19 protein-coding genes and 2 tRNA genes are annotated in these 21646 nt (G+C 45.6%); 3 read left to right on the top strand and 18 right to left on the bottom strand.

Translation table 11 applies throughout. The features are described 5' to 3' along the window. Window positions 1-3: 3 nt before the first annotated feature. Window positions 4-882 carry a U32 family peptidase gene (locus KIO97_RS17145; RefSeq protein ID WP_009707523.1) on the top strand — a complete coding sequence of 293 codons (879 nt, stop codon included), beginning with the start codon at window positions 4-6 and terminating at the stop codon, window positions 880-882. Window positions 883-951: 69 nt separating this feature from the next. On the opposite strand, the gene vmrA is transcribed toward KIO97_RS17145, so the two are convergent. From vmrA to rlmE, 17 genes are all read right to left on the bottom strand, one after another. Continuing rightward, complete coding sequence (gene vmrA / locus KIO97_RS17140; RefSeq protein WP_005431924.1) at window positions 952-2298, bottom strand: sodium-coupled multidrug efflux MATE transporter VmrA; 1347 nt, start codon at window positions 2296-2298, stop codon at window positions 952-954. Between the two features lie 57 nt (window positions 2299-2355). Then, complete coding sequence (locus KIO97_RS17135) at window positions 2356-2769, bottom strand: MarR family winged helix-turn-helix transcriptional regulator (RefSeq protein ID WP_038891086.1); 414 nt, start codon at window positions 2767-2769, stop codon at window positions 2356-2358. A 97-nt stretch (window positions 2770-2866) separates the two neighbouring features. Beyond that, on the bottom strand, window positions 2867-3790 hold the full coding sequence (gene nlpI / locus KIO97_RS17130) for a lipoprotein NlpI (protein WP_005431928.1): 924 nt from the start codon (window positions 3788-3790) through the stop codon (window positions 2867-2869). A 182-nt stretch (window positions 3791-3972) separates the two neighbouring features. Further along, a complete protein-coding gene (gene pnp / locus KIO97_RS17125; protein WP_005530322.1) occupies window positions 3973-6105 on the bottom strand; it encodes a polyribonucleotide nucleotidyltransferase in 2133 nt (710 codons plus the stop codon). Window positions 6106-6418: 313 nt separating this feature from the next. After that, a complete protein-coding gene (gene rpsO, locus KIO97_RS17120; RefSeq protein ID WP_005380094.1) occupies window positions 6419-6688 on the bottom strand; it encodes a 30S ribosomal protein S15 in 270 nt (89 codons plus the stop codon). 150 nt (window positions 6689-6838) lie between these two features. Next, window positions 6839-7783, bottom strand: a complete 945-nt coding sequence (gene truB, locus KIO97_RS17115; protein WP_005431933.1) for a tRNA pseudouridine(55) synthase TruB — start codon at window positions 7781-7783, stop codon at window positions 6839-6841. Further along, complete coding sequence (gene rbfA / locus KIO97_RS17110) at window positions 7783-8190, bottom strand: 30S ribosome-binding factor RbfA (RefSeq protein ID WP_005431935.1); 408 nt, start codon at window positions 8188-8190, stop codon at window positions 7783-7785. Before rbfA ends, truB begins: the two co-directional genes overlap by 1 nt. A 109-nt stretch (window positions 8191-8299) precedes the next feature. Then, on the bottom strand, window positions 8300-10984 hold the full coding sequence (gene infB / locus KIO97_RS17105) for a translation initiation factor IF-2 (protein ID WP_005530326.1): 2685 nt from the start codon (window positions 10982-10984) through the stop codon (window positions 8300-8302). Between the two features lie 21 nt (window positions 10985-11005). Beyond that, window positions 11006-12493 (bottom strand): transcription termination factor NusA, encoded by a 1488-nt coding sequence (nusA, locus tag KIO97_RS17100; RefSeq protein ID WP_005530328.1) that lies wholly within the window; start codon window positions 12491-12493, stop codon window positions 11006-11008. 36 nt (window positions 12494-12529) lie between these two features. Further along, on the bottom strand, window positions 12530-12985 hold the full coding sequence (gene rimP / locus KIO97_RS17095; RefSeq protein ID WP_005530330.1) for a ribosome maturation factor RimP: 456 nt from the start codon (window positions 12983-12985) through the stop codon (window positions 12530-12532). A gap of 232 nt (window positions 12986-13217) precedes the next feature. Next, a tRNA-Met gene (locus tag KIO97_RS17090) sits at window positions 13218-13294 on the bottom strand. A 56-nt stretch (window positions 13295-13350) separates the two neighbouring features. Continuing rightward, a tRNA-Leu gene (locus KIO97_RS17085) sits at window positions 13351-13434 on the bottom strand. 18 nt (window positions 13435-13452) lie between these two features. Further along, window positions 13453-13791: a preprotein translocase subunit SecG gene (secG, locus tag KIO97_RS17080; protein ID WP_005530332.1), complete on the bottom strand. Its 339-nt coding sequence runs from the start codon at window positions 13789-13791 to the stop codon at window positions 13453-13455. Between the two features lie 225 nt (window positions 13792-14016). Further along, window positions 14017-15357: a phosphoglucosamine mutase gene (gene glmM, locus KIO97_RS17075; protein WP_045451285.1), complete on the bottom strand. Its 1341-nt coding sequence runs from the start codon at window positions 15355-15357 to the stop codon at window positions 14017-14019. A 19-nt stretch (window positions 15358-15376) separates the two neighbouring features. Further along, the gene (folP, locus tag KIO97_RS17070) at window positions 15377-16207 is read right to left on the bottom strand and encodes a dihydropteroate synthase (RefSeq protein ID WP_212582138.1); all 831 of its coding nucleotides are present in this window, start codon (window positions 16205-16207) and stop codon (window positions 15377-15379) included. 69 nt (window positions 16208-16276) lie between these two features. Further along, window positions 16277-18253, bottom strand: a complete 1977-nt coding sequence (gene ftsH, locus KIO97_RS17065) for an ATP-dependent zinc metalloprotease FtsH (RefSeq protein WP_012128827.1) — start codon at window positions 18251-18253, stop codon at window positions 16277-16279. 108 nt (window positions 18254-18361) lie between these two features. Continuing rightward, window positions 18362-18991 carry a 23S rRNA (uridine(2552)-2'-O)-methyltransferase RlmE gene (gene rlmE / locus KIO97_RS17060; protein ID WP_005439450.1) on the bottom strand — a complete coding sequence of 210 codons (630 nt, stop codon included), beginning with the start codon at window positions 18989-18991 and terminating at the stop codon, window positions 18362-18364. A gap of 138 nt (window positions 18992-19129) precedes the next feature. On the opposite strand from rlmE, the gene yhbY reads away from it, so the two are divergent. Beyond that, the gene (gene yhbY, locus KIO97_RS17055) at window positions 19130-19426 is read left to right on the top strand and encodes a ribosome assembly RNA-binding protein YhbY (protein ID WP_005425257.1); all 297 of its coding nucleotides are present in this window, start codon (window positions 19130-19132) and stop codon (window positions 19424-19426) included. 92 nt (window positions 19427-19518) lie between these two features. On the opposite strand, the gene greA is transcribed toward yhbY, so the two are convergent. Beyond that, on the bottom strand, window positions 19519-19992 hold the full coding sequence (greA, locus tag KIO97_RS17050) for a transcription elongation factor GreA (protein ID WP_005530343.1): 474 nt from the start codon (window positions 19990-19992) through the stop codon (window positions 19519-19521). A gap of 537 nt (window positions 19993-20529) precedes the next feature. Here greA and KIO97_RS17045 point away from each other — a divergent pair. Further along, complete coding sequence (locus KIO97_RS17045) at window positions 20530-21540, top strand: porin (protein ID WP_045381363.1); 1011 nt, start codon at window positions 20530-20532, stop codon at window positions 21538-21540. Window positions 21541-21646 lie beyond the last annotated feature (106 nt).

The following is a 21646-nucleotide window of genomic DNA, read 5'->3' as shown; positions in this document are numbered from 1 at the left end:
TCAATGAAATACGCACTTGGTCCGTTGTTGTACTTCTGGCCAAAGCAAGACGTTGAAGCGTTTTATGAACAAGCGAAATCAAGCTCTGCGGACATCATCTACCTTGGTGAGACCGTATGTTCAAAACGTCGTGAAATGAAGCCTGCACATTGGTTTGATATCGCGAAAGAACTGTCTGCATCTGGCAAACAAGTCGTGCTTTCCACGATGGCGTTATTAGAAGCGCCAAGTGAAGTGAACATCATGAAGAAGTACATCGACAACGGTGACTTCGCGATTGAAGCCAACGATGTGTCTGCGGTTCAACTGGCTTCTGAGCACAAAGTGCCTTTCGTCGTTGGCCCAGCGGTTAACACTTACAACGCGCACACGCTTAACTTGTTCCTAAAACAGGGCATGATCCGCTGGTGTATGCCTGTAGAGCTGTCTCGCGAATGGCTAAGCAATACATTGGTTCAATGTGATGAACTTGGTATTCGCAATAAGTTTGAGGTGGAAGTATTTAGCCACGGCTACCTACCACTGGCTTACTCGGCGCGCTGCTTTACCGCTCGTGCAGAAAACAAAGCTAAAGACGACTGCGAAACTTGCTGTATTAAGTACCCAACAGGTATCCAAGTAAGCAGCCAAGAAGGTCAGGAAGTGTTTAACCTCAACGGCATCCAAACTCAGTCTGGTTACTGCTACAACCTGATCAACGATCTGCCAAGTATGGAAGGTCTGGTTGACGTGGTTCGTCTAAGCCCACTTGGCCTTAGCACCTTCTCTGAGCTAGACCAGTTCCGTTCCAATGAGAAAGGCACCAACCCAGGCAAGATCCAAGACCGCCAATGTAACGGTTACTGGCATCAACTTGCTGGCTTAGAGGTGAAAAACATCTAAGCCCTACTCAGGGTTTCAAACCAATAAAAAAGCGAGGTACTGACCTCGCTTTTTCGTATTAATATTCGGTTAAGAGACTTGAACACTCGGCTCTGGAGAGCTCTCATTCATTAACTTCTTAATATCACGCCACAACATTGTCATCACGACCAGACTCAAGGCGATGTTAGACAATGGGAACGCAATCCAAATACCCGTCACTCCCAATAACTTCGGCATGATGAACAAGAAAGGCAATTGAATCACCATATTACCAATGGTCACAAACATCGCTTTGCTGCCTTTGTTTACCGATTGGTAGTACGCCGCCGCAACCACCAAGAAGCCATCTAAGAACAGCGCAAACATGTGTAGACGGATACCGACCACCGTCGCATCAATCAGATGTTGGTCTGCGTTGTTGAACACCGAGACAAACTCGTAAGGGAAGATGTTCATTAGAATAACAAACGCGACACCACCGAGTACTGACGTGCCCATTGCGACCTTCAACAGCTTACGAATATTGTCTTGATTACGAGCACCATGGTTGTAGCTTACTAAGGGCTGCATACCATTAGCAATGCCTTCTGCGATCAAGTAGTAGACCGTCACGATGTAGCCCAAAATAGCGTAAGCACCAATCAACAACGCACTACCATACTGGGCAAATAATGCATTGTGCAGCGCAACCATCATTGAGCCATAAGCGTACATAAAGAAGCTAGACGTGCCTATCATGACAATCTTAGGAATGACATCAAACTGCATCTTCAAATCGCTGAAAGACAAGCGCATGTTGGCTCTGGAAGTAAAGAAGTACCCCACACCCAAAATCGTCACAACCATCTGCGCCAGAGCGGTCGCAATTGCAGCACCGGTAAGCTCCCAGCCAAGCCAAGCGATGAAGATATAGTCGAGCACGATATTGATTACCGCGCCGATCACCATCAAGATGGTGGCTAAGTTAGGGCTATCATCATTACGCAGCAAAAACGGCACTGCAATCGAACCCAGCGAGAACACACACGCGACACTCAGGATATGCAGGTACTGCAAACCAAGCTCGTAAACACGACCTTCGGCGCCCTGCCAGCGAATAAAGTCATCGGCGAAGAAGAACAAGGTTGTCGCCACTATTGGCATCAGAGCGACTAAAAGCAATAGACCAGTTGAGAGAATGCGTTTCGCGCCCTCACTGTCTTTTTCACCTTGTTTGATAGAGGCGAGTGCGCCCGTACCTACACCCACCATCATACCGATACCTAGTATCGAGCCGATAATTGGCCAAGCAACGTTGATCCCCGCTAATCCGTCAGCACCGACATACCGACCGATAAAGATACCATCCACCACTTGATACAAGCCGTTAACCAGCATGGCTGCGACGGTCGGAATTGTGTATTTCCAAAACTGTTTATAAATAGAGTTTTGCATGACTACCACCAATAGTTAGCAAAGCTAACTAAATTGATAAAAGAATAAAAAATAGGTTTAGTTTCCGAGCGCTTTATCTAATAGCGCTTTCAATTGCTGTGCTTCTTTCGCATCCAACTTACGCATAAGCTGCTCTGAAATATCTTTATACACCACTTGTTCCAAAGACATTTCAGCTATCACTTCTTCCGTTAATAGCACGCGTTTAGAGCGAGCATCTTCGTTACAAGCAATGCGCCTTACCAAGCCCTTTTTCTCCAAACGAACCACCATATTTGAAGCCGAAGGTTTGGTAACTTGAAGCTCTTCCGCTAAGTCGGTAATGCGTACACCTTCTGGGTGCAGTTGAATCACTCGCAAGTAATCAAACTCATTAAAACTCAGGTGCGAAAGTGGATCTTCTTTGGCATAAACACGCCACGCTTTGGCACAAAAGCGTTCTAAATCAATCAGGCTTTTTTCTAATGCCATTATGCTTTGCCTATTTAGTTAGCAAGGCTAACTATTCTAGTGAAGCCATCCAAATTCTTCAAGCACAAAAAAGCCGCTCTGATTGAGCGGCTCATGGTTATTTTTCTTCTTGTTGCTCTTGCTCGGCTTTGAGCTTAGCAAGTTGTTCTTGCTGCAACTGATCGTAGATTTGCGCCAACTCCAAGAAAGAGTAACGGTGCTCTACGTATTCATAAACGTTGAAAGAGATCGCCAGCTTGTACAATGAAATCGCGTCAGCAATATCACCCTCGAGTTGGTAACGCTTACCAAGGTAGAAGTAAGTTTCTGTTAAACGCTCAGCAAGGCGGTAGTTCTCACGCGTGCCATCCATGATAGCTTTTAGTGCGGCATCATCAGACACGTCACGTAACATAATAGCAACCAGAACCCAGCCCCACTCTTCACTGCGGTCGCGTTGGTAACGCTTCTCTAAGTTCGCTTTCGCTTGCTCAGGGTTTTGCTCTGCTTCGATGATGTATAACCATAGCGCGCGGAATGGGTCGCTCGGCATTTCTTGATAATGCTTGGTCATGTCTTCCAGAGCCAGATCGATACGGCCACCGTAGTAAAGCGCTATCGCTCGGTTACGCTCTGCGTATGAATTCTCTGGTGCTAGCTCTAATGTCGAATCGAACGCTTCGTAAGCCGCATCAAACTCGCCAACTTGAGTGAAATACACGCCTAGTAGGTTAAAGATGTCTGGTTGAGCAGGGTTAAGTTGCAAAGACTGATTGAAGTCCAAACGAGCAAGATCACGCAGGCCAACACTGTCGTAGTAGTTACCACGCTCGTAATGCATCTTAGCGCGAACTTCATCACTCAGGTCTGGACGCTGTAAAAGCTGGGAAAGGCGCGCAATCTGAACTTCTTGTTGCACGCTTGGTTGTAGCGGTACCGCCATCGGAGGGTAGATCCACTGTTGTGCCGATTGTTGAGAGGTATTAGCACAACCGGTCAGCGCGATAGCAACACATAAACTTGCGGTTTGAAACCATTTCACTAATTGGTACTCCTGTTTGGACCGCTCTGGGTCTGTTTCTCTTTATGCACTATAGGCTAGTTAACTTCGCTTGAGGCGATAATTGGTGAAACAGGCCAAAAAAAGGGGAGCGAAAATGCTCCCCTTTTATAGCATGCTTTCAGGCTCTTAAGCTAATAAAAGACCAAAAGTCGAAACTTAGATTACTCGCCTTTTGCTTCAGAAGCGTCGTTTGCTTCTTCTGCTGGCTTCTCTACTGCTTCTTTCATACTTAGACGTACACGGCCTTGACGGTCAATTTCAAGAACTTTAACTTGAACTTCTTGACCTTCAGTTAGGTAGTCAGACACTTTCTCAACGCGTTTTTCAGCGATTTGAGAGATGTGTACTAGACCATCTTTACCAGGAAGAACCGTTACGAATGCACCAAAGTCAGCTAGACGTGCAACTTTACCAGTGTAGATACGGCCTACTTCAACTTCAGCAGTGATCTCTTCGATACGGCGGATAGCTTCTTTCGCTGCTGCACCTTCAGTTGCTGCAATCTTGATAGTACCGTCGTCTTCGATTTCGATAGTTGTACCAGTCTCTTCAGTTAGAGCACGGATAACTGCACCACCTTTACCGATAACGTCTTTGATCTTCTCTGCGCTGATCTTCATTGTGTGAATGCGAGGAGCGAATTCAGAGATGTCTTCACGAGCACCAGAGATAGCTTCATCCATTACAGATAGGATGTGCTTACGTGCACCTTGAGCTTGGTTAAGCGCAATTTGCATGATCTCTTTAGTGATACCTTCGATCTTGATGTCCATTTGAAGTGCTGTGATACCAGTGTTAGTACCTGCTACTTTAAAGTCCATGTCACCTAGGTGGTCTTCGTCACCAAGGATGTCAGAAAGAACAACGAAGTCGTCGCCTTCTTTAACAAGACCCATTGCGATACCCGCAACAGAAGACTTGATTGGCACACCTGCGTCCATAAGAGCAAGAGAAGTACCACATACAGAAGCCATTGAAGAAGAACCGTTAGATTCAGTGATTTCCGATACAACACGTACTGTGTATGGGAACTCATCAACAGAAGGCATTACTGCTGCGATACCGCGTTTAGCCAGTTTACCGTGACCGATTTCACGACGCTTAGGAGAACCTACAAAACCAGTTTCGCCTACACAGTATGGAGGGAAGTTGTAGTGTAGTAGGAAGTGATCTTTACGCTCACCCGTTAGTTCGTCGATGATTTGAGCGTCACGCTGCGTACCTAGAGTCGCAGTTACTAGCGCCTGAGTTTCACCACGAGTAAATAGTGAAGAACCGTGAGTACGAGGAAGAACACCAGTACGTACGTCAAGCGCACGAACCATGTCTTTTTCACGACCGTCGATACGTGGGTTACCAGCGATGATGCTGCGACGTACCACTGTCTTCTCTAGATCGTGGAAGATAGTGTGGATTTCTTTTGTGTTTGCTTCTGGATCTTCAGCAAGCAGCACTTCGTTAACTTCACCAGCGATCTCGTGGATGCGGTCGTAACGAGCCATCTTCTCAGTGATTTGGTAAGCTTCAACCAGTTTTGCTTCAGCAAGTTCAGCAATCTTAGTTACCAGCGCAGTGTTCTCTGCTGGAGCAACCCAATCCCAAGCAGGAGTAGCAACTTCAGCTTTGAATTCGTTGATTGCTTTGATCACAGCTTGTTGTTGATCGTGACCGAACACAACAGCAGATAGCATTTCTTCTTCAGTTAGGTTGTCAGCTTCTGATTCAACCATTAGTACTGCAGATTCAGTACCCGCAACAACTAGGTCTAGCTTAGATGTTTCTAGCTCAGTGTTGCTTGGGTTAAGTACTAGTTGACCGTCGATGTGACCAACACGCGCAGCACCGATAGGACCGTTGAACGGAATACCAGAGATAGCTAGCGCAGCAGACGTACCAATCATTGTTGGGATGTCTGGTTGAACGTCTGGGTTCACAGATACTACTGTTGCAATAACTTGTACTTCGTTTTTGAATGCATCTGGGAATAGAGGACGGATTGGACGGTCGATTAGACGAGCCGTTAGCGTTTCGCCTTCAGAAGGACGACCTTCACGCTTGAAGAAACCACCAGGGATTTTACCTGCTGCGTAAGTACGCTCTTGGTAGTTAACTGTTAGAGGGAAGAAGTCTTGACCTTCAACCGCTTCTTTTTTACCAACTACAGAAACGAATACTGCTGTATCGTCCATAGTAACCATTACTGCAGCCGTAGCTTGACGTGCGATAACGCCAGTTTCTAGAGTAACTGTGTGGTTACCGTACTGGAACGTTTTAACAACTGGTTTTTCGAACATTGTTATTCCTTGTTTCCAAGCGCATCGATTGATTTGCTTAGAGAGTATTGATTGATACCCAAGGCATTACGAATCGCGACTAGTAAAAACAAACTAATGTGGCGTTCAGTTCACTTTTAATAGTCGCGACCTTTTGGTCGACGTGGTTGACTGTAATGCAATGAGCCTAGTGAAAATCTCTAAACGAGATTTAGCCGCGTGTAGTATAACGGCATAAGTCTGATTTGGCTAAGCTATAGCAGTCAAAATAAGTAACAGGCAACAAAAAAGGGGCATAAAGCCCCTTTTAGACAAACTGCTATGCAGTCGCTGATTAGCGACGTAGGCCTAGACGCTTGATTAGGTCTTGGTAGCGAGCTAGATTTTTACCTTTTAGGTAATCTAGAAGCTTACGACGACGAGAAACCATACGTAGAAGACCACGACGGCTGTGGTGATCGCCTTTGTGTGCTTTGAAGTGACCTTGTAGGTGGTTGATAGAAGCTGTAAGTAGAGCTACTTGAACTTCTGGTGAACCAGTGTCGCCTTCGCCTTGTGCGTATTCTGCAACGATTGCTGCTTTAGTTTCTGCATTCAGAGACATAATTCTCTCCTAATAAGAGTAGGTTTAAAGTTGTAGCAGCCAATCTCTGATTCAGCCGCTACGCGAAGCGCGAATTATAGGGAAGTTTCCTCACCCGCGCAATATAAAAATACCGGCATTATCGCCGGTATTTTCTAGAGCTTAGTGAAGTTACTCTTCGTCGCGGAAAACCACCAAACGTTTTGGTGCCACTTTTCCATCGTCGTTCACTTCAGCAACGCCAATAAACAGCTTATCTTCACCAGAAGTCATGCGAATTGGGGTACCCTCTGGCGCACCCAATACCTGCACTGGCATACCGTGTTGTACTAAGTTAGTTAGCTCAGCGTTTAGGTTTACCTCAGGCAAATCTTCAACGGCAGTGTCCATTGGCAACAGCAGTGGATCAAGCAACTCTTTCGGTGCTACTTCATCGCGATGTGCTTGCTCAAGCAACTCATTAAGTTGTTCTAGCGTCACCATTTTTTCGTATGGGTACTTAGCAACACCAGTACGACGAAGCATAGTCACGTGTGCGCCACAGCCAAGCATTTCACCTAGGTCATCAACGATAGTACGGATGTAAGTGCCTTTTGAGCAGTGTACTTCCATCTCAACTTCATCACCTTCAAAACGGTGAAGTACGATTTCGTATACCGTGATCTTGCGAGATTCACGTGGCACTTCGATGCCTTTACGAGCGTACTCGTACAATGGCTTACCTTGGTACTTCAATGCTGAGAACATTGAAGGAACTTGGTCTGATTCACCACGGAACGTATCAATACACGCTTCTAACTTCTCTAGGTTCACATCAATAGGACGCGTCTCTACCACTTCGCCATCAGAGTCAGACGTATCAGTACGCTCACCTAACTTTGCGATTACGCGGTAGCGCTTGTCTGAATCTAACAAGAACTGAGAGAACTTGGTTGCTTCACCTAAGCAGATTGGCAACATGCCCGTCGCTAGTGGGTCCAATGCACCCGTATGACCTGCTTTCTCAGCAAAGTAGATACGCTTTACTTTTTGCAGTGCATCATTGGAAGAAATACCTGTTGGTTTGTCCAACAAGATAACGCCATTAATTGGACGACCTTTACGACGACGAGCCATTACTCTTCCCCTGCCTGATCTTCTTCGCGACCTGAATCTTGCTGTTTACGTTTATCTTCGTTCACAACCTCAGAAACTAGGTTCGACATGCGCATACCTTCTACTAGTGTGTTGTCGTAGTAGAAACGGATTTCAGGCGTTAGACGTAGGCGAATACGCTTACCAAGCATCATACGGATGTGCACTTCGTGCTCACGTAGTGCTGCTAGGCATGATTCTGGTGTTTGCTCACCCACACATAAGAAAGTAACGAATACTTTTGCGTAAGCAAGATCGCGTGACACTTCTACGTCTGAAATCGTAACCATGCCTAGGCGAGAGTCACGAACTTCACGTTGAAGGATCATCGCAAGTTCTTTTTGCAGCTGCTGTGATACGCGCTGCGTGCGGCTAAATTCTTTTGACATATTCATTCTCTTAAATAGAAAGAATGGGGGGATGGTCAAGCCAGCCCCCCATGGTGTATTCAACAACCAATTACTGTTTGTCTTTCAGACGGTTAGTAATTTTAGTCAATTAGTCTAGAGTACGTTTGATTTCAACGATTTCGAATACTTCGATCTGGTCGCCAACGCGAACGTCGTTGTAGTTCTTAACGCCGATACCACACTCGTAGCCATTCTTAACTTCTTGAACGTCATCTTTAAAGCGACGAAGTGATTCTAGCTCACCTTCGTAGATAACAACGTTGTCGCGTAGAACGCGGATTGGGTTGTTACGCTTAATTAGACCTTCAGTAACCATACAACCAGCGATTGCGCCCAGTTTCGGTGACTTAAATACGTCACGTACTTCAGCAAGACCAATGATTTCTTGCTTGAATTCTGGAGCAAGCATACCGCCCATTGCTTGTTTAACTTCGTCAATCAATTGGTAAATGATTGAGTAGTAACGTAGGTCAACACTTGCTGCTTCAATCGCACGACGAGCAGATGCATCCGCACGTACGTTAAAGCCAAGGATGATTGCGTTTGAAGCTTCTGCAAGAACTGCGTCAGTCTCAGTAATACCACCAACACCAGAACCAACGATGTTCACTTTAACTTCGTCAGTAGACAGTTTCAGTAGAGAGTCTGCGATTGCTTCTACAGAGCCTTGTACGTCAGCTTTCAGTACTACGTTTAGTTCAGCAACTTCACCAGCAGTCATGTTAGAGAACATGTTCTCTAGTTTAGATTTCTGCTGACGAGCAAGTTTCACTTCACGGAACTTACCAGCACGGTAGTTCGCTACTTCACGCGCTTTACGCTCGTCACGTACTACTGTTGCTTCATCACCTGAAGATGGTACGCCTGAAAGACCTAGGATCTCTACAGGGATAGATGGACCAGCTTCTGTGATTTCTTTACCTAGTTCGTCACGCATTGCACGAACACGGCCGTATTCTTGACCACAAAGAACGATATCGCCTTTGTTTAGCGTACCTGATTGAACAAGTACTGTTGCAACTGGACCGCGACCTTTATCTAGACGAGATTCAACAACAACACCAGATGCCATGCCTTCTGCTACAGCTGTAAGCTCTAGAACTTCAGATTGAAGAAGGATTGCTTCTAGAAGACCGTCGATGTTTGTACCCTGTTTAGCAGAGATGTGAACGAACATGTTCTCACCGCCCCATTCCTCAGGGATTACGTCGTATTGAGCTAGCTCATTCTTAACGTTGTCTGGGTTCGCGTCTTCTTTATCGATCTTGTTCACAGCAACAATCAGAGGAACGCCTGCCGCTTTCGCGTGCTGGATCGCTTCAACTGTTTGTGGCATTACGCCATCGTCTGCTGCAACTACAAGAACAACGATATCTGTCGCTTGAGCACCACGAGCACGCATAGCAGTAAACGCCGCGTGTCCAGGAGTATCAAGGAACGTGATCATGCCGTTGTCAGTTTCAACGTGGTAAGCACCGATGTGCTGTGTGATACCACCCGCTTCGCCTGAAGCAACGTGAGTACGACGGATGTAGTCAAGTGTTGACGTTTTACCGTGGTCAACGTGACCCATGATTGTTACTACTGGAGCGCGTGGTACTGCTTCTGCGTTTGTATCACGATCAGATAGTACTGCTTCTTCCAGTTCGTTCTCTTTACGAAGAACTACCTTGTGACCCATTTCTTCAGCAACAAGTTGTGCTGTTTCTTGGTCGATCACTTGGTTGATAGTCGCCATAGCGCCCATCTTCATCATTACTTTGATAACTTCTGTCGCTTTAACCGACATCTTGTTAGCAAGTTCAGAAAGAACGATTGTCTCACCGATTACTACGTCTTGTTTTGCTACAGTCGCAGACTTATCGAAACCGTGTTGCATTGAAGTTGGCTTAGCAAGTTTGCCTTTGTTACGGCCTTTGCCACCACGTTGGTTACGACCACCGCGTGATTGCTCTTCTTTTGCTGGTTTCTTCTTCTTACGACGAGCACCACCTTCTTCTTTACGGTCAGCTGCATCTTCAGCTTCACGAGCGTAACGAGAAGTAGTTACGTGGTAGTCAGAGTTTTCAAGCTCTTTCTTTTTAGTCTCTTCTTCAGACCAACGAGCTTCGTTCTCTTCTGCAAGTTTACGAGCTTCTTCAACTAGCTTAGCCGCTTCTTGCTCAGCTTTACGTTGGGCTTCTTCTTCCTGACGACGCTTTAGCTCGTCAGCTTCTTTCTTCGCTTGCGTATTAGCATCCGCGTTTTTTGCATTCATTTCTTTCTTAGCCTTATCAGCTTGTGCGCGTTTTGCCTTTTCTTCAGCTTCACGTTTTGCATCCGCTTCACGTTTCGCTTTCTCATCGGCTTCGCGCTGTGCTTTCTCTGCAGCTTCACGTTTGGCTTGTTCTTCAGCCTCACGCTTCGCAAGCTCTTCAGCTTCACGTTTTGCTGCTTCCTCAGCCTCACGTTTTGCGTCGTCTTCGATAGTGCTGCGCTTCACATATGTGCGCTTCTTACGCACTTCTACTTGAACATCCTTACTTTTGCCGCCACCTGCTGCAACACTTAGCGTGCTACGAGTCTTACGTTGAAGCGTCAGTCTAGTAGGTTCAGATTCGCCCGACTTATCGCCGTGCTCTTTCTTCAGGTGAGAGAGAAGCTTTTGCTTCTCTTCATCCGATACATGGTCAGAACTCGCTTTGTTCATGCCAGCGTCAGCAAGTTGTTCCATTAAGCGGTCGACTGGAGTACCAATCTCTTCACTCAGAGCTTTAACTGTTAATTGTGTCATGCCGCTTCCTCCTTGCTGATATTATGCTTCTTCGCCGAACCAACAGATGTTACGTGCAGCCATGATAAGCTCACCTGCGCGTTCTTCTGTCAGGCCTTCAATACCTTCTAAATCGTCGATACCTTGGTCGGCTAGATCTTCTAGTGTTGCTACACCTTTTGCTGCCAACTTGAATGCCATCTCACGCTCTAGACCTTCAAGGCCTAGTAGGTCTTCAGCAGGCTCTAGACCTTCAAAAGACTCTTCTTGCGCAAGGGCAATTGTCGTTAGTGCGTCTTTCGCACGGCTACGAAGTTCTTCTACAAGTTCTTCGTTTAGGCCGTCTACGTCTAGCAGTTCATTAACTGGAACGTATGCGATTTCTTCTAGCGTTGAGAAACCTTCTTCAACAAGCAGTTGAGCGAAGTCTTCTTCAATGTCTAGGTACTTCATGAAGTTTTCGATAGACGCTTGAGACTCTTCAGCGTGTTTCTTCTGAAGATCTGCCACAGTCATTACGTTCAGTTCCCAACCAGTTAGTTGAGATGCTAGACGTACGTTTTGACCGTTACGACCGATAGCTTGCGCTAGGTTGTCAGCTTCAACAGCGATGTCCATTGAGTGTGCATCTTCATCAACGATGATAGAAGCAACATCAGCTGGTGCCATTGCGTTGATAACGAATTGAGCTGGGTTATCGTCCCAAAGAACGATATCGATACGCTCACCACCAAGCTCACCAGATACTGCTTGTACACGTGCACCACGCATACCAACACACGCACCTACAGGGTCGATACGCTTGTCGTTTGTTTTAACAGCGATCTTAGCGCGAGAACCTGGATCACGTGCAGCGCCTTTAAGTTCGATGATTTCTTCAGCGATCTCTGGCACTTCTACACGGAACAGTTCAGCCAGCATTTCTGGCTTAGAACGAGTGATGAACAGTTGGAAACCACGCGCTTCAGGAGCAACTTTGTACAGAAGACCACGAACACGGTCACCTGGACGGAAGTTTTCACGAGGAAGTTGGTCATCACGTAGGATTACCGCTTCTGCGTTGTTACCAAGATCAAGTACAACCGTCTCGCGGTTTACTTTCTTAACAACACCAGTGATCAAATCACCTTCGTTGTCGATGAACTGTTCTACGATTTGCGCACGCTCAGCTTCACGTACTTTTTGTACGATAACTTGCTTAGCAGTTTGCGTCGTAATACGGTCGAATGTAACCGATGGGATATCGTCTTCTACGAAATCACCTAGTTGAATGTCTGCATCTTCGTATTGTGCAGCTTCTAGAGAGATTTCTTTTGTTGGGTTTTCAACATCTTCTACAACCAACCAACGGCGGAATGTTTCAAACTCACCCGTTTTACGGTCGATAGCTACGCGTACATCGATTTCGATTTCGTACTTTTTCTTTGTAGAAGTTGCTAGAGCAATCTCAAGAGCCTCAAAGATACGCTCACGAGGTACCGCTTTTTCGTTCGATACCGCTTCTGCTACCGCTAAAATTTCTTTACTCATTGTATTTAGCCTCTAAGCTTCAAATTTTTTAGGGAACTAAAATTTAGGGATCAGGTTAGCTTTTGAAATGTTACTTAGAGCAAACTCTTCTTGTTGCCCTTCACAAGTAACTGCAATTGTCTCACCATCAACGCTGTGGATAATACCTTTCCACTTACGACGGTTTGCAACAGCCATTTTCAATACGATGCTGACCTCGTGACCAATAAATTGCTCGTAATGTGCTGCTTTGAAAAGTGGTCTTTCTAAGCCTGGAGAAGAAACTTCTAGGCTGTAAGCAACAGAAATTGGATCTTCAACGTCTAATACTGCGCTTACCTGATGGCTAACTTCTGCACAGGCATCTACGTTGATACCATTTTCATGGTCGATGTAGATACGCAACGTTGAGTGCGCACCCGCACGAATAAATTCTAATCCAACCAACTCGTAGCCTGTTGCTTCTACAGGAGCTTCAAGCATTTCAGTAAGTTGTCTTTCTAAACCAGTCATTTGAACCACTCCAGAAACAAAAAAAGGGCTCAGAGCCCAATCAAAAAACCAAGCAGTGATCCGAGTTAAATTACAAAAACTCAGATAACAAAAAACCCCGAAAGTCGGGGTTTTATGCTGCTGGACCCTGATACGTTAAGAATAGCCAAAAACTGCTTTTCTTAACTCACAGTGTGGTTAGCACTGTGCAAACTTGCCAATCGAATCATTCTTTCCATATGAAAGAAGAGATTGGTTGCGGGGGCCGGATTTGAACCGACGACCTTCGGGTTATGAGCCCGACGAGCTACCAAGCTGCTCCACCCCGCGTCCGACTTGCTGAGCATTATACGCTCAACTAAGTGATTTACAAGTTTGTAAATTCATGGTGCCGAGAGAGGGACTCGAACCCTCACACCTAAGGCACTAGCACCTCATGCTAGCGTGTCTACCAATTTCACCATCTCGGCTACATAAACCTTTACAGCTTATTGTGGAATTTCATCACCTGTTGGTGCTGGAACTTCACTTGCTGCATCTTTAACTTGTTCTACAACTGGTTGACCTAGTGTTGGGTCTACCCATTGTGACTCAGTCTTGTGCGTAGACATACGACCAAGTAGCAAGCTAACGATAAAAAATACGGTTGCTAAAATAGCAGTTGTTCGGGTTAAGAAATTACCTGAGCCGCTTGCACCAAACACTGTGTTTGAAGCACCTGCACCGAACGAGGCTCCCATATCTGCGCCTTTACCTTGTTGAATCAACACAAGGCCAATCACACCAAGCGCCGCCAACAGGTAAATCACAAGTAGAACTGAAAACATTTTTTTCCACCTATGTTCCAAATTGTTGAGCCAGCGCCGTTCAAAAACAATCGCGTTTATTTATGAACAAGGCTAGCGACCTCCTAACGGGAGGCGGAGCAATACTAGCGAAAGCCAGTAACGCTGACAAGGGAAAATTAGTAAAAAGTCACCACCAACGCATTAAGCGCTCAAAAAAAGGGCAAAAGTTGCCCTTTACTCTCGCAAAATGGGTTAAAGCAATGATTAACAACTTGCTTTTACAGCTTCTGCAATCTTAAGCGCAGAGCTTTGAACAAGTTCCGCATCTTCACCTTCCACCATTACACGAATAAGTGGTTCAGTGCCTGATTTACGTAGTAATACTCGGCCTTTGTCACCCAACTCTGCTTCTACTTCTGCAACTGAGTCTAGCACTGCTTGCGCTTCTAGTGGGTTGCTGTCACCAGCAAAACGTACGTTCTCTAGTACTTGTGGGTAAAGCGTCATACCTTGAGACAAGTCGTGCAATGTCATTTCGCTACCGACAACAGAAGCAAGCACTTGCAACGCTGCTACGATAGCGTCACCAGTAGTCACTTTATCTAGCAAGATAACGTGGCCTGAGTTTTCAGCACCGATCTTCCAACCTTTAGCAAGTAGTTGCTCCATCACGTAACGGTCGCCAACCGCAGCACGTACGAACGGAATACCCAATTGCTTCAGGCCATTTTCCATACCTAGGTTAGTCATTAGCGTACCAACGACACCGCCTTTTAATTCGCCGCGACGCAGTGCATCACGAGCGATGATGTAAGCAATTTGGTCGCCATCGATCTTGTTGCCCAAATGGTCAACCATGATAATACGGTCGCCGTCACCATCGAACGCAAGGCCTAGGTGAGCTTGCTCTTCTACAACGCGTTTTTGTAGCGCACGAACGTCTGTCGCACCAACTTCAGCATTGATGTTAGTACCGTTTGGCTCAACGCCCATTGCAACAACGTCAGCACCTAGCTCTTTAAATACGTTAGGAGCAATGTGGTAAGTAGCACCATGGGCACAATCAACCACAATCTTCACGTTCGCTAGGCTAAGATCTGATGGGAAGGTGCTCTTACAAAACTCGATGTAACGACCAGCCGCGTCGTTCAGGCGGGTTGCTTTACCAAGCTCAGCAGACTCCACACATTCAATGTCTTTATCTAGCTCAGCTTCAATAGCAAGCTCGATATCATCCGGAAGCTTAGTACCCTCAGATGAGAAGAACTTGATGCCGTTATCATAGTATGGGTTGTGAGAAGCTGAAATAACGATGCCCGCTTCCGCTCGGAAGGTTTGCGTTAGGTAAGCAACCGCTGGGGTTGGCATTGGACCAGTAAAGGTTGCTTTCAGGCCCGCAGCGGCAAGACCGGCTTCAAGAGCAGATTCAAGCATGTAACCAGAGATACGCGTATCTTTACCGATGATAACTTTTTTTGTGCCTTGTTTCGCTAGTACACGACCAGCTGCCCAGCCAAGCTTCAGTACAAAATCTGGAGTAATTGGGTATTGTCCAACTTTACCGCGTACGCCATCAGTACCGAAATAACGTCTTTTATCAGACATAAAACTTTCCTTAATTCTTTTAGATATTTTTGTTCGTCATCTCAACCACTTTCATTGCTTCAATGGTTTCTTCAAAGTCATGAACTCGAATAATTTGCGCGCCTTTCATCGCCGCGATAGTCGCACAGACGACACTCGCATTGGTGCAGTCAGCCGCTGGCTTATCCAACAGCTTGAAAATCATGGATTTACGCGACATACCAGCAAGGATTGGCAAGCCAAATTCATGGAACTTATCGAGATGAGCGAGCATATGATAATTGTGTTCTATGGTTTTGCCAAAACCAAAACCTGGGTCAAGGATAAGTTGAGACTTATCGATACCCACAGCCTCACAAGCAGCAATTCGTTCTTGAAGGAATGCAGAGACATCCTCCATCAGATCATCGTATTGAGGATTGGCTTGCATCGTACGTGGCTGGCCTTTCATGTGCATCAGGCAAATTGGCAACTTAGCTTCTGCTGCTACCTCTAATGCTCCTGGCTCTTGAAGCGCACGAACATCGTTAATGAGGTCTGCACCAGCAGCAACCGCTTGACGCATCACTTCAGCTTTACTGGTATCAACAGAAATCCAAACATCGTGCTTATCACGTATCGCTTGGATAACAGGAATCACACGTTGCAGTTCTTCTTCTAATTCAACATCAGGGGCACCTGGTCGTGTTGATTCACCACCGATATCGATGATACTCACACCAGCGGCGATCATTTTCTCAACTTGAGCAAGCGCTAATTCAAGTGAGTTAAATTTACCACCATCAGAAAATGAGTCAGGCGTGACATTGAGGATTGCCATAACATGAGGACGAGAAAGATCGAGAGATTTGTTGTTTGCTTTAATAATCATAGCGTTAATAATCACAACAGATACAAAAACCCCGAGCTTAACTCGGGGTTTGTTATCAAAGGCTACTCTTTATTCAGAGTCTTTCTTTTCTGGCGCTTCGCTTGAAGTCGCTTCTTGAGACGTTGATTGCTCTACAGGTTTTGTAGGCTCAACTGGCTTCTCTTCTGCTTTTACTTCAGGCTTCGCTTGAGGCTTATCGTTATCTTCTGGTTTGTTTGGCTTGTCGCCCCAACCAGCAGGTTCACGGATCTCAGCTTTACGCTCCATTAGGTCATCAATCTGGCCAGCATCAATGGTCTCATACTTCATTAGCGCATCTTTCATCGCATGCATGATGTCCATGTTATCTTCCAAGATTTTCTTCGCACGGTCATAGTTGCGGTCGATGATCTTACGAACTTCGTCGTCGATCAGCTTCGCTGTGTCATCAGACATGTGTTTAGTCTGTGTCACACTACGGCCAAGGAACACTTCACCTTCTTCTTCCGCGTACAGAAGCGGACCAAGTTTCTCAGAGAAGCCCCATTGCGTCACCATCTTACGAGCAATATCAGTGGCACGCTCGATATCGTTCGATGCACCCGTCGATACTTTATCAGCACCGTAGATAAGTTCTTCCGCGAGACGACCACCGTATAGGCTAGAAACCATAGATTCTAGATGTTGGCGAGACATGCTCACACGGTCCTGTTCTGGTAGGTACATAGTCACACCAAGCGCACGACCACGCGGAATGATGGACACTTTGTACACAGGATCATGTTCTGGTACTAGGCGACCAACAATAGCGTGACCTGCTTCGTGGTAAGCTGTTGACTCTTTTACTTCTTCAGACATCACCATCGAACGGCGCTCTGCACCCATCATGATTTTGTCTTTCGCCAGTTCAAACTCAACCATTGATACGTTGCGCTTGTTACCACGCGCAGCAAACAATGCTGCTTCGTTTACTAAGTTTGCTAGGTCAGCACCAGAGAAACCTGGAGTACCACGTGCGATTAGAGAAGGCTCTACGTCACCCGCTAGAGGCACTTTACGCATGTGTACTTTAAGGATCTGCTCACGACCACGTACGTCTGGAAGACCAACAACCACTTGACGGTCAAAACGGCCAGGACGCAATAGCGCAGGGTCCAATACGTCAGGACGGTTAGTTGCCGCGATAACGATGATACCTTCGTTACCTTCGAAACCATCCATCTCAACCAGCATTTGGTTTAGGGTTTGTTCACGTTCATCGTGACCACCACCAACACCAGCACCACGCTGACGACCTACCGCATCGATCTCATCGATAAAGATGATACAAGGTGCTGCTTTCTTCGCTTGCTCAAACATGTCACGCACACGAGATGCACCAACACCCACGAACATTTCTACGAAGTCAGAACCAGAGATAGTAAAGAACGGTACTTTTGCTTCACCGGCAATGGCCTTCGCTAAAAGCGTTTTACCAGTACCAGGAGGACCAACCATTAGAACACCTGTTGGAATCTTACCGCCCAATTTCTGGAAGCGGCTTGGGTCACGTAGGTAATCAACCAGTTCTTTTACGTCTTCTTTTGCTTCGTCACAACCTGCAACGTCGGCAAAAGTAGTCTTGATTTGCTCTTCGCTCATCATGCGAGCTTTGCTCTTACCGAAAGACATAGCGCCTTTACCGCCGCCGCCTTGCATTTGACGCATGAAGAAAATCCATACACCAATCAGTAAGATCATAGGGAACCAAGAGATGAAAATTGTGCCAAGTAGGCTTTGCTCTTCAGGAGGCGTACCTTGCACTTTCACGTTTTGATTAATTAGGTCATCCAGAAGCTTTTGATCATACACCGGCATGTAAGTAACCATTTTGGCACCGCCGCCGCGACGAACAAAGCTAATCTCACCGTCTTTAAAAGTTGCTTCTTGAATCTGGCCTTGGCCAACTTCCTGTACAAACGTGGTGTAATCCACGGTTCTGCCATTGCTTTCTCCAGGGCCAAAGCTCTGGAATACCGACATCAATACGACAGCGATAACAAGCCACAGAATTAAATTTTTTGCCATGTCACTCAAGGTGTCAGCCTCTCGATAACTAATTGTAATTAAAGGTAGGGTACTACAGTTCATTACCTGTAGCTATAGTGTTAACCATGCTCTAAACGAGCGAAATAGTTAACCTTTGTAACCAGTGGCTACAACAAAGACTTCTCGTGAGCGAGCTCGCGATGAGTCTGGTTTTCTGATTTTTACGACTTTAAACATGTCTCGGACTTCTTTCACAAATTGATCGAAGCCTTCACCCTGGAAAACCTTTACGACAAAGCTACCATTAGGTGCTAGAACTTGTCGACACATATCTAAAGCCAATTCAACTAAATACATAGCTCGTGGCTGATCTACAGAATTATTACCAGCAATGTTAGGCGCCATGTCAGACATTACTACGTCCACCATTGAAGGTTGGATTCTTTCTAACAGGGCATCTAATACTGCCTCGTCACGAAAGTCACCTTGTAGGAAGCTTACGCCAGCGATTGGATCCATAGGCAATAAGTCACATGCAATGATTTGACCTTCTTCACCTATTATCTTAGCAGCATATTGAGACCATCCACCTGGAGCGGCGCCTAAATCGACGACAGTCATCCCAGATTTCAACAATTTATCTTTTGTTTGGATCTCTTCAATTTTGAAGTAAGCACGAGAACGATAGCCTTTTTTACGAGCTTCGTTTGCGTATTTATCATCAAAGTGTTCTTTCAACCAACGACCAGAACTAGCCGAATGTTTTTGTTTACTCATTTTAATCCCAACAAGGCGTAATTAGGAGCTATTGTTTTAATAGGCTCAACCTATTACTCAATAAATTATAGTCTTCAGCAATAGATGGCGTTAAAATAGCTTTTTTCAACCCTTATTTTAAAGAAAATTGGCCGCGTAATGAACCTAAGCACCAAACAAAAGCAGCACCTAAAAGGCCTGGCTCACAGTTTAAAACCTGTTGTGCTAATGGGCGCAAATGGACTTACAGAAGCCGTGCTAGCAGAAATTGAAATCGCTCTTGACCACCACGAACTGATCAAAATTAAAGTTGCATCAGAAGACCGTGAGACAAAACAGCTGATCATCGACGCTATCGTACGTGAGACGGGCGCTGAAAAAGTTCAGACAATTGGTAAAGTACTTGTGCTATACCGCCAGTCTGAAGAGCGTAAAATCGAAATCCCACGTAAGTAATACCTACTTACGCAGCGGAAGAAGAAAAGGTCGCCATGGGCGACCTTTTTTGCATCTACTGTTTACATCAGCGAATAGGCAGCATCGCCTAATTAGATGTACTCAACGCTGTCAATTTCGAAGTCTTTCGCACCACCAGGGGTTTGAATAACCACTTCGTCACCTTCCATCTTACCGATCAGGCCGCGAGCAATTGGAGAACTGATTGAGATACGACCTGCTTTAATATCTGCTTCATCGTCACCCACGATTTGGTAGGTTTTCTCTTCTTCCGTATCACAATCAATCAGAGTTACGGTTGAGCCAAAAATCACCTTACCAGTGTTGTCCATCGATGTTACGTCAATTACTTGAGCAACAGACAGTTTGTATTCAATGTCACGAATTTGTGCTTCACAGATACCCTGCTCTTCACGAGCTGCGTGGTATTCAGCGTTTTCTTTCAAGTCGCCTAGTTCACGCGCTTCTGCGATTGCTTCTGAAATTTGCGGGCGAAGCTTTAGTAGACGATCAAGCTCGGTACGTAGCAATTGTTCGCCACGTAGTGTCATTGGAACTTTTTCCATTATATAACCTCAAGGCCAAAGGTGTCTTTGGACAAAAAAAGCCTACCCAATCATGATGATTGGGTAGTACGTTCAAAGATTCTGTTTTGATTAGTTTAAACAAACTGGGATATGAAATCACCCTAATTCGATTTTGCCATCCAGTTGCGTGCTTAATACCTTGTCATCAATGGCTTTTAGATTTAACCATCATCGCAGTTTATTGAAAAACAACACTGTTCATTACACTAAAAACATCAAAAAAGATAAAAACAAATCAATGTCAGACCAATGTCATTGCGATACAAACCAATATTTAACAACAACTTACAAAACAAAAACAAACAATTGAACACTGTTCATTAGTTGGATTTATATCATTTTACTAACTCATAAGGAAACTTTAGCAGTAAAACATGTCCGGCAAGTTGTTACGTCATCGGTTTTTCGAATGTGGGCGATTCTCACGAATGAAACCATACGCATAACGATAACTTGTGAGAGATAACCTCTCCCCCATAAAACAATGATTATGGACAGCTAACTAGGACAAATAAGATGAAAAAGACTCTAATTGCTCTTTCTGTATCTGCAGCAGCTATGGCAACTGGCGTTAACGCAGCTGAGCTTTACAACCAAGACGGTACTTCTCTAGAAATGGGCGGCCGTGCTGAAGCACGTCTATCTATGAAAGATGGCGATGTAGCGGACAACTCTCGTATCCGTCTAAACTTCCTTGGTACTCAAGCAATCAACGACAACCTATACGGTGTTGGTTTCTGGGAAGGTGAGTTCACTACAGCTGAAAACGGCGGCGTAGACGGCAACAGCAATCTAGACACTCGTTACGCATACGCTGGTCTTGGCGGTGCTTTCGGTGAAGTTACTTACGGTAAAAACGACGGTGCGCTAGGCGTTATTACTGACTTCACAGATATCATGGCTTACCACGGTAACTCTGCTGCTGACAAACTAGCTGCAGCTGACCGTTCTGACAACATGTTCTCTTACAAAGGTCAATTCGAAAACCTAGCTGTTAAAGCTAGCTACCGTTTTGCTGACCGTGAACTGAACAAAGCAGGCACTGAATACACTGACAACGGCGAAGATGGCTACTCTCTATCTGCAATCTACACGCTAGGCGACACTGGTCTTGACCTAGGTGCTGGTTACGCAGATCAAGCTGACGCTAACGAATACATGCTTGCTGCTTCTTACACTATGAGCGACCTATACTTCGCTGGTGTGTTCACTGACGGCGAAAAAGAAGCTGACTTCAAAAACACTGTAGACTACACAGGTTACGAACTAGCGGGTGCTTACACTCTAGGTCAAACTGTGTTCACTTCTACATACAACAACGCAGAGACAAACGGCGAAACGTCTGCAAACAACTTCGCTATCGACGCGTCTTACTACTTCAAGCCTAACTTCCGTGGTTACGTATCGTACAACTTCAACCTAATTGACGCTGGCGATAAGATGGGTTCAACTGAATTCGCTAACCACACAGCGACTAAAGCTGACGCAGAAGACGAGCTAGCTCTAGGTCTACGTTACGACTTCTAATTCAGTCTTACGACTTGAAGATAAAATGCCCGCACAATGCGGGCATTTTTTATATCCAGAATTCTGCAATTTTTCGGTATATACTCAATTGCATAACTAACCTCAC

The sequence above is a fragment of the Vibrio sp. B181a genome, from assembly GCF_030248375.1.
GTDB lineage: Bacteria > Pseudomonadota > Gammaproteobacteria > Enterobacterales > Vibrionaceae > Vibrio > Vibrio campbellii.
The sequence above is the reverse complement of the archived record's forward strand: the minus strand, read 5'-3'. Positions and strand labels throughout refer to the sequence as shown.

What these genes read in the sequence shown, in the direction of transcription:
- KIO97_RS17145 (WP_009707523.1), top strand. Translation starts at nt 4, where the DNA reads ATGAAATACGCACTTGGTCCGTTGTTGTACTTCTGGCCAAAGCAAGAC.
- pnp (WP_005530322.1), bottom strand. Translation starts at nt 6,105, where the DNA reads ATGTTCGAAAAACCAGTTGTTAAAACGTTCCAGTACGGTAACCACACA.
- KIO97_RS17045 (WP_045381363.1), top strand. Translation starts at nt 20,530, where the DNA reads ATGAAAAAGACTCTAATTGCTCTTTCTGTATCTGCAGCAGCTATGGCA.
- ftsH (WP_012128827.1), bottom strand. Translation starts at nt 18,253, where the DNA reads ATGGCAAAAAATTTAATTCTGTGGCTTGTTATCGCTGTCGTATTGATG.
- infB (WP_005530326.1), bottom strand. Translation starts at nt 10,984, where the DNA reads ATGACACAATTAACAGTTAAAGCTCTGAGTGAAGAGATTGGTACTCCA.
- rbfA (WP_005431935.1), bottom strand. Translation starts at nt 8,190, where the DNA reads ATGTCAAAAGAATTTAGCCGCACGCAGCGCGTATCACAGCAGCTGCAA.
- rpsO (WP_005380094.1), bottom strand. Translation starts at nt 6,688, where the DNA reads ATGTCTCTGAATGCAGAAACTAAAGCAGCAATCGTTGCAGAATACGCA.
- greA (WP_005530343.1), bottom strand. Translation starts at nt 19,992, where the DNA reads ATGGAAAAAGTTCCAATGACACTACGTGGCGAACAATTGCTACGTACC.
- glmM (WP_045451285.1), bottom strand. Translation starts at nt 15,357, where the DNA reads ATGTCTGATAAAAGACGTTATTTCGGTACTGATGGCGTACGCGGTAAA.
- rlmE (WP_005439450.1), bottom strand. Translation starts at nt 18,991, where the DNA reads ATGAGTAAACAAAAACATTCGGCTAGTTCTGGTCGTTGGTTGAAAGAA.
- vmrA (WP_005431924.1), bottom strand. Translation starts at nt 2,298, where the DNA reads ATGCAAAACTCTATTTATAAACAGTTTTGGAAATACACAATTCCGACC.
- nusA (WP_005530328.1), bottom strand. Translation starts at nt 12,493, where the DNA reads ATGAGTAAAGAAATTTTAGCGGTAGCAGAAGCGGTATCGAACGAAAAA.
- rimP (WP_005530330.1), bottom strand. Translation starts at nt 12,985, where the DNA reads ATGACTGGTTTAGAAAGACAACTTACTGAAATGCTTGAAGCTCCTGTA.
- yhbY (WP_005425257.1), top strand. Translation starts at nt 19,130, where the DNA reads ATGAACCTAAGCACCAAACAAAAGCAGCACCTAAAAGGCCTGGCTCAC.
- folP (WP_212582138.1), bottom strand. Translation starts at nt 16,207, where the DNA reads ATGATTATTAAAGCAAACAACAAATCTCTCGATCTTTCTCGTCCTCAT.
- truB (WP_005431933.1), bottom strand. Translation starts at nt 7,783, where the DNA reads ATGGCTCGTCGTCGTAAAGGTCGTCCAATTAATGGCGTTATCTTGTTG.
- KIO97_RS17135 (WP_038891086.1), bottom strand. Translation starts at nt 2,769, where the DNA reads ATGGCATTAGAAAAAAGCCTGATTGATTTAGAACGCTTTTGTGCCAAA.
- secG (WP_005530332.1), bottom strand. Translation starts at nt 13,791, where the DNA reads ATGTTTTCAGTTCTACTTGTGATTTACCTGTTGGCGGCGCTTGGTGTG.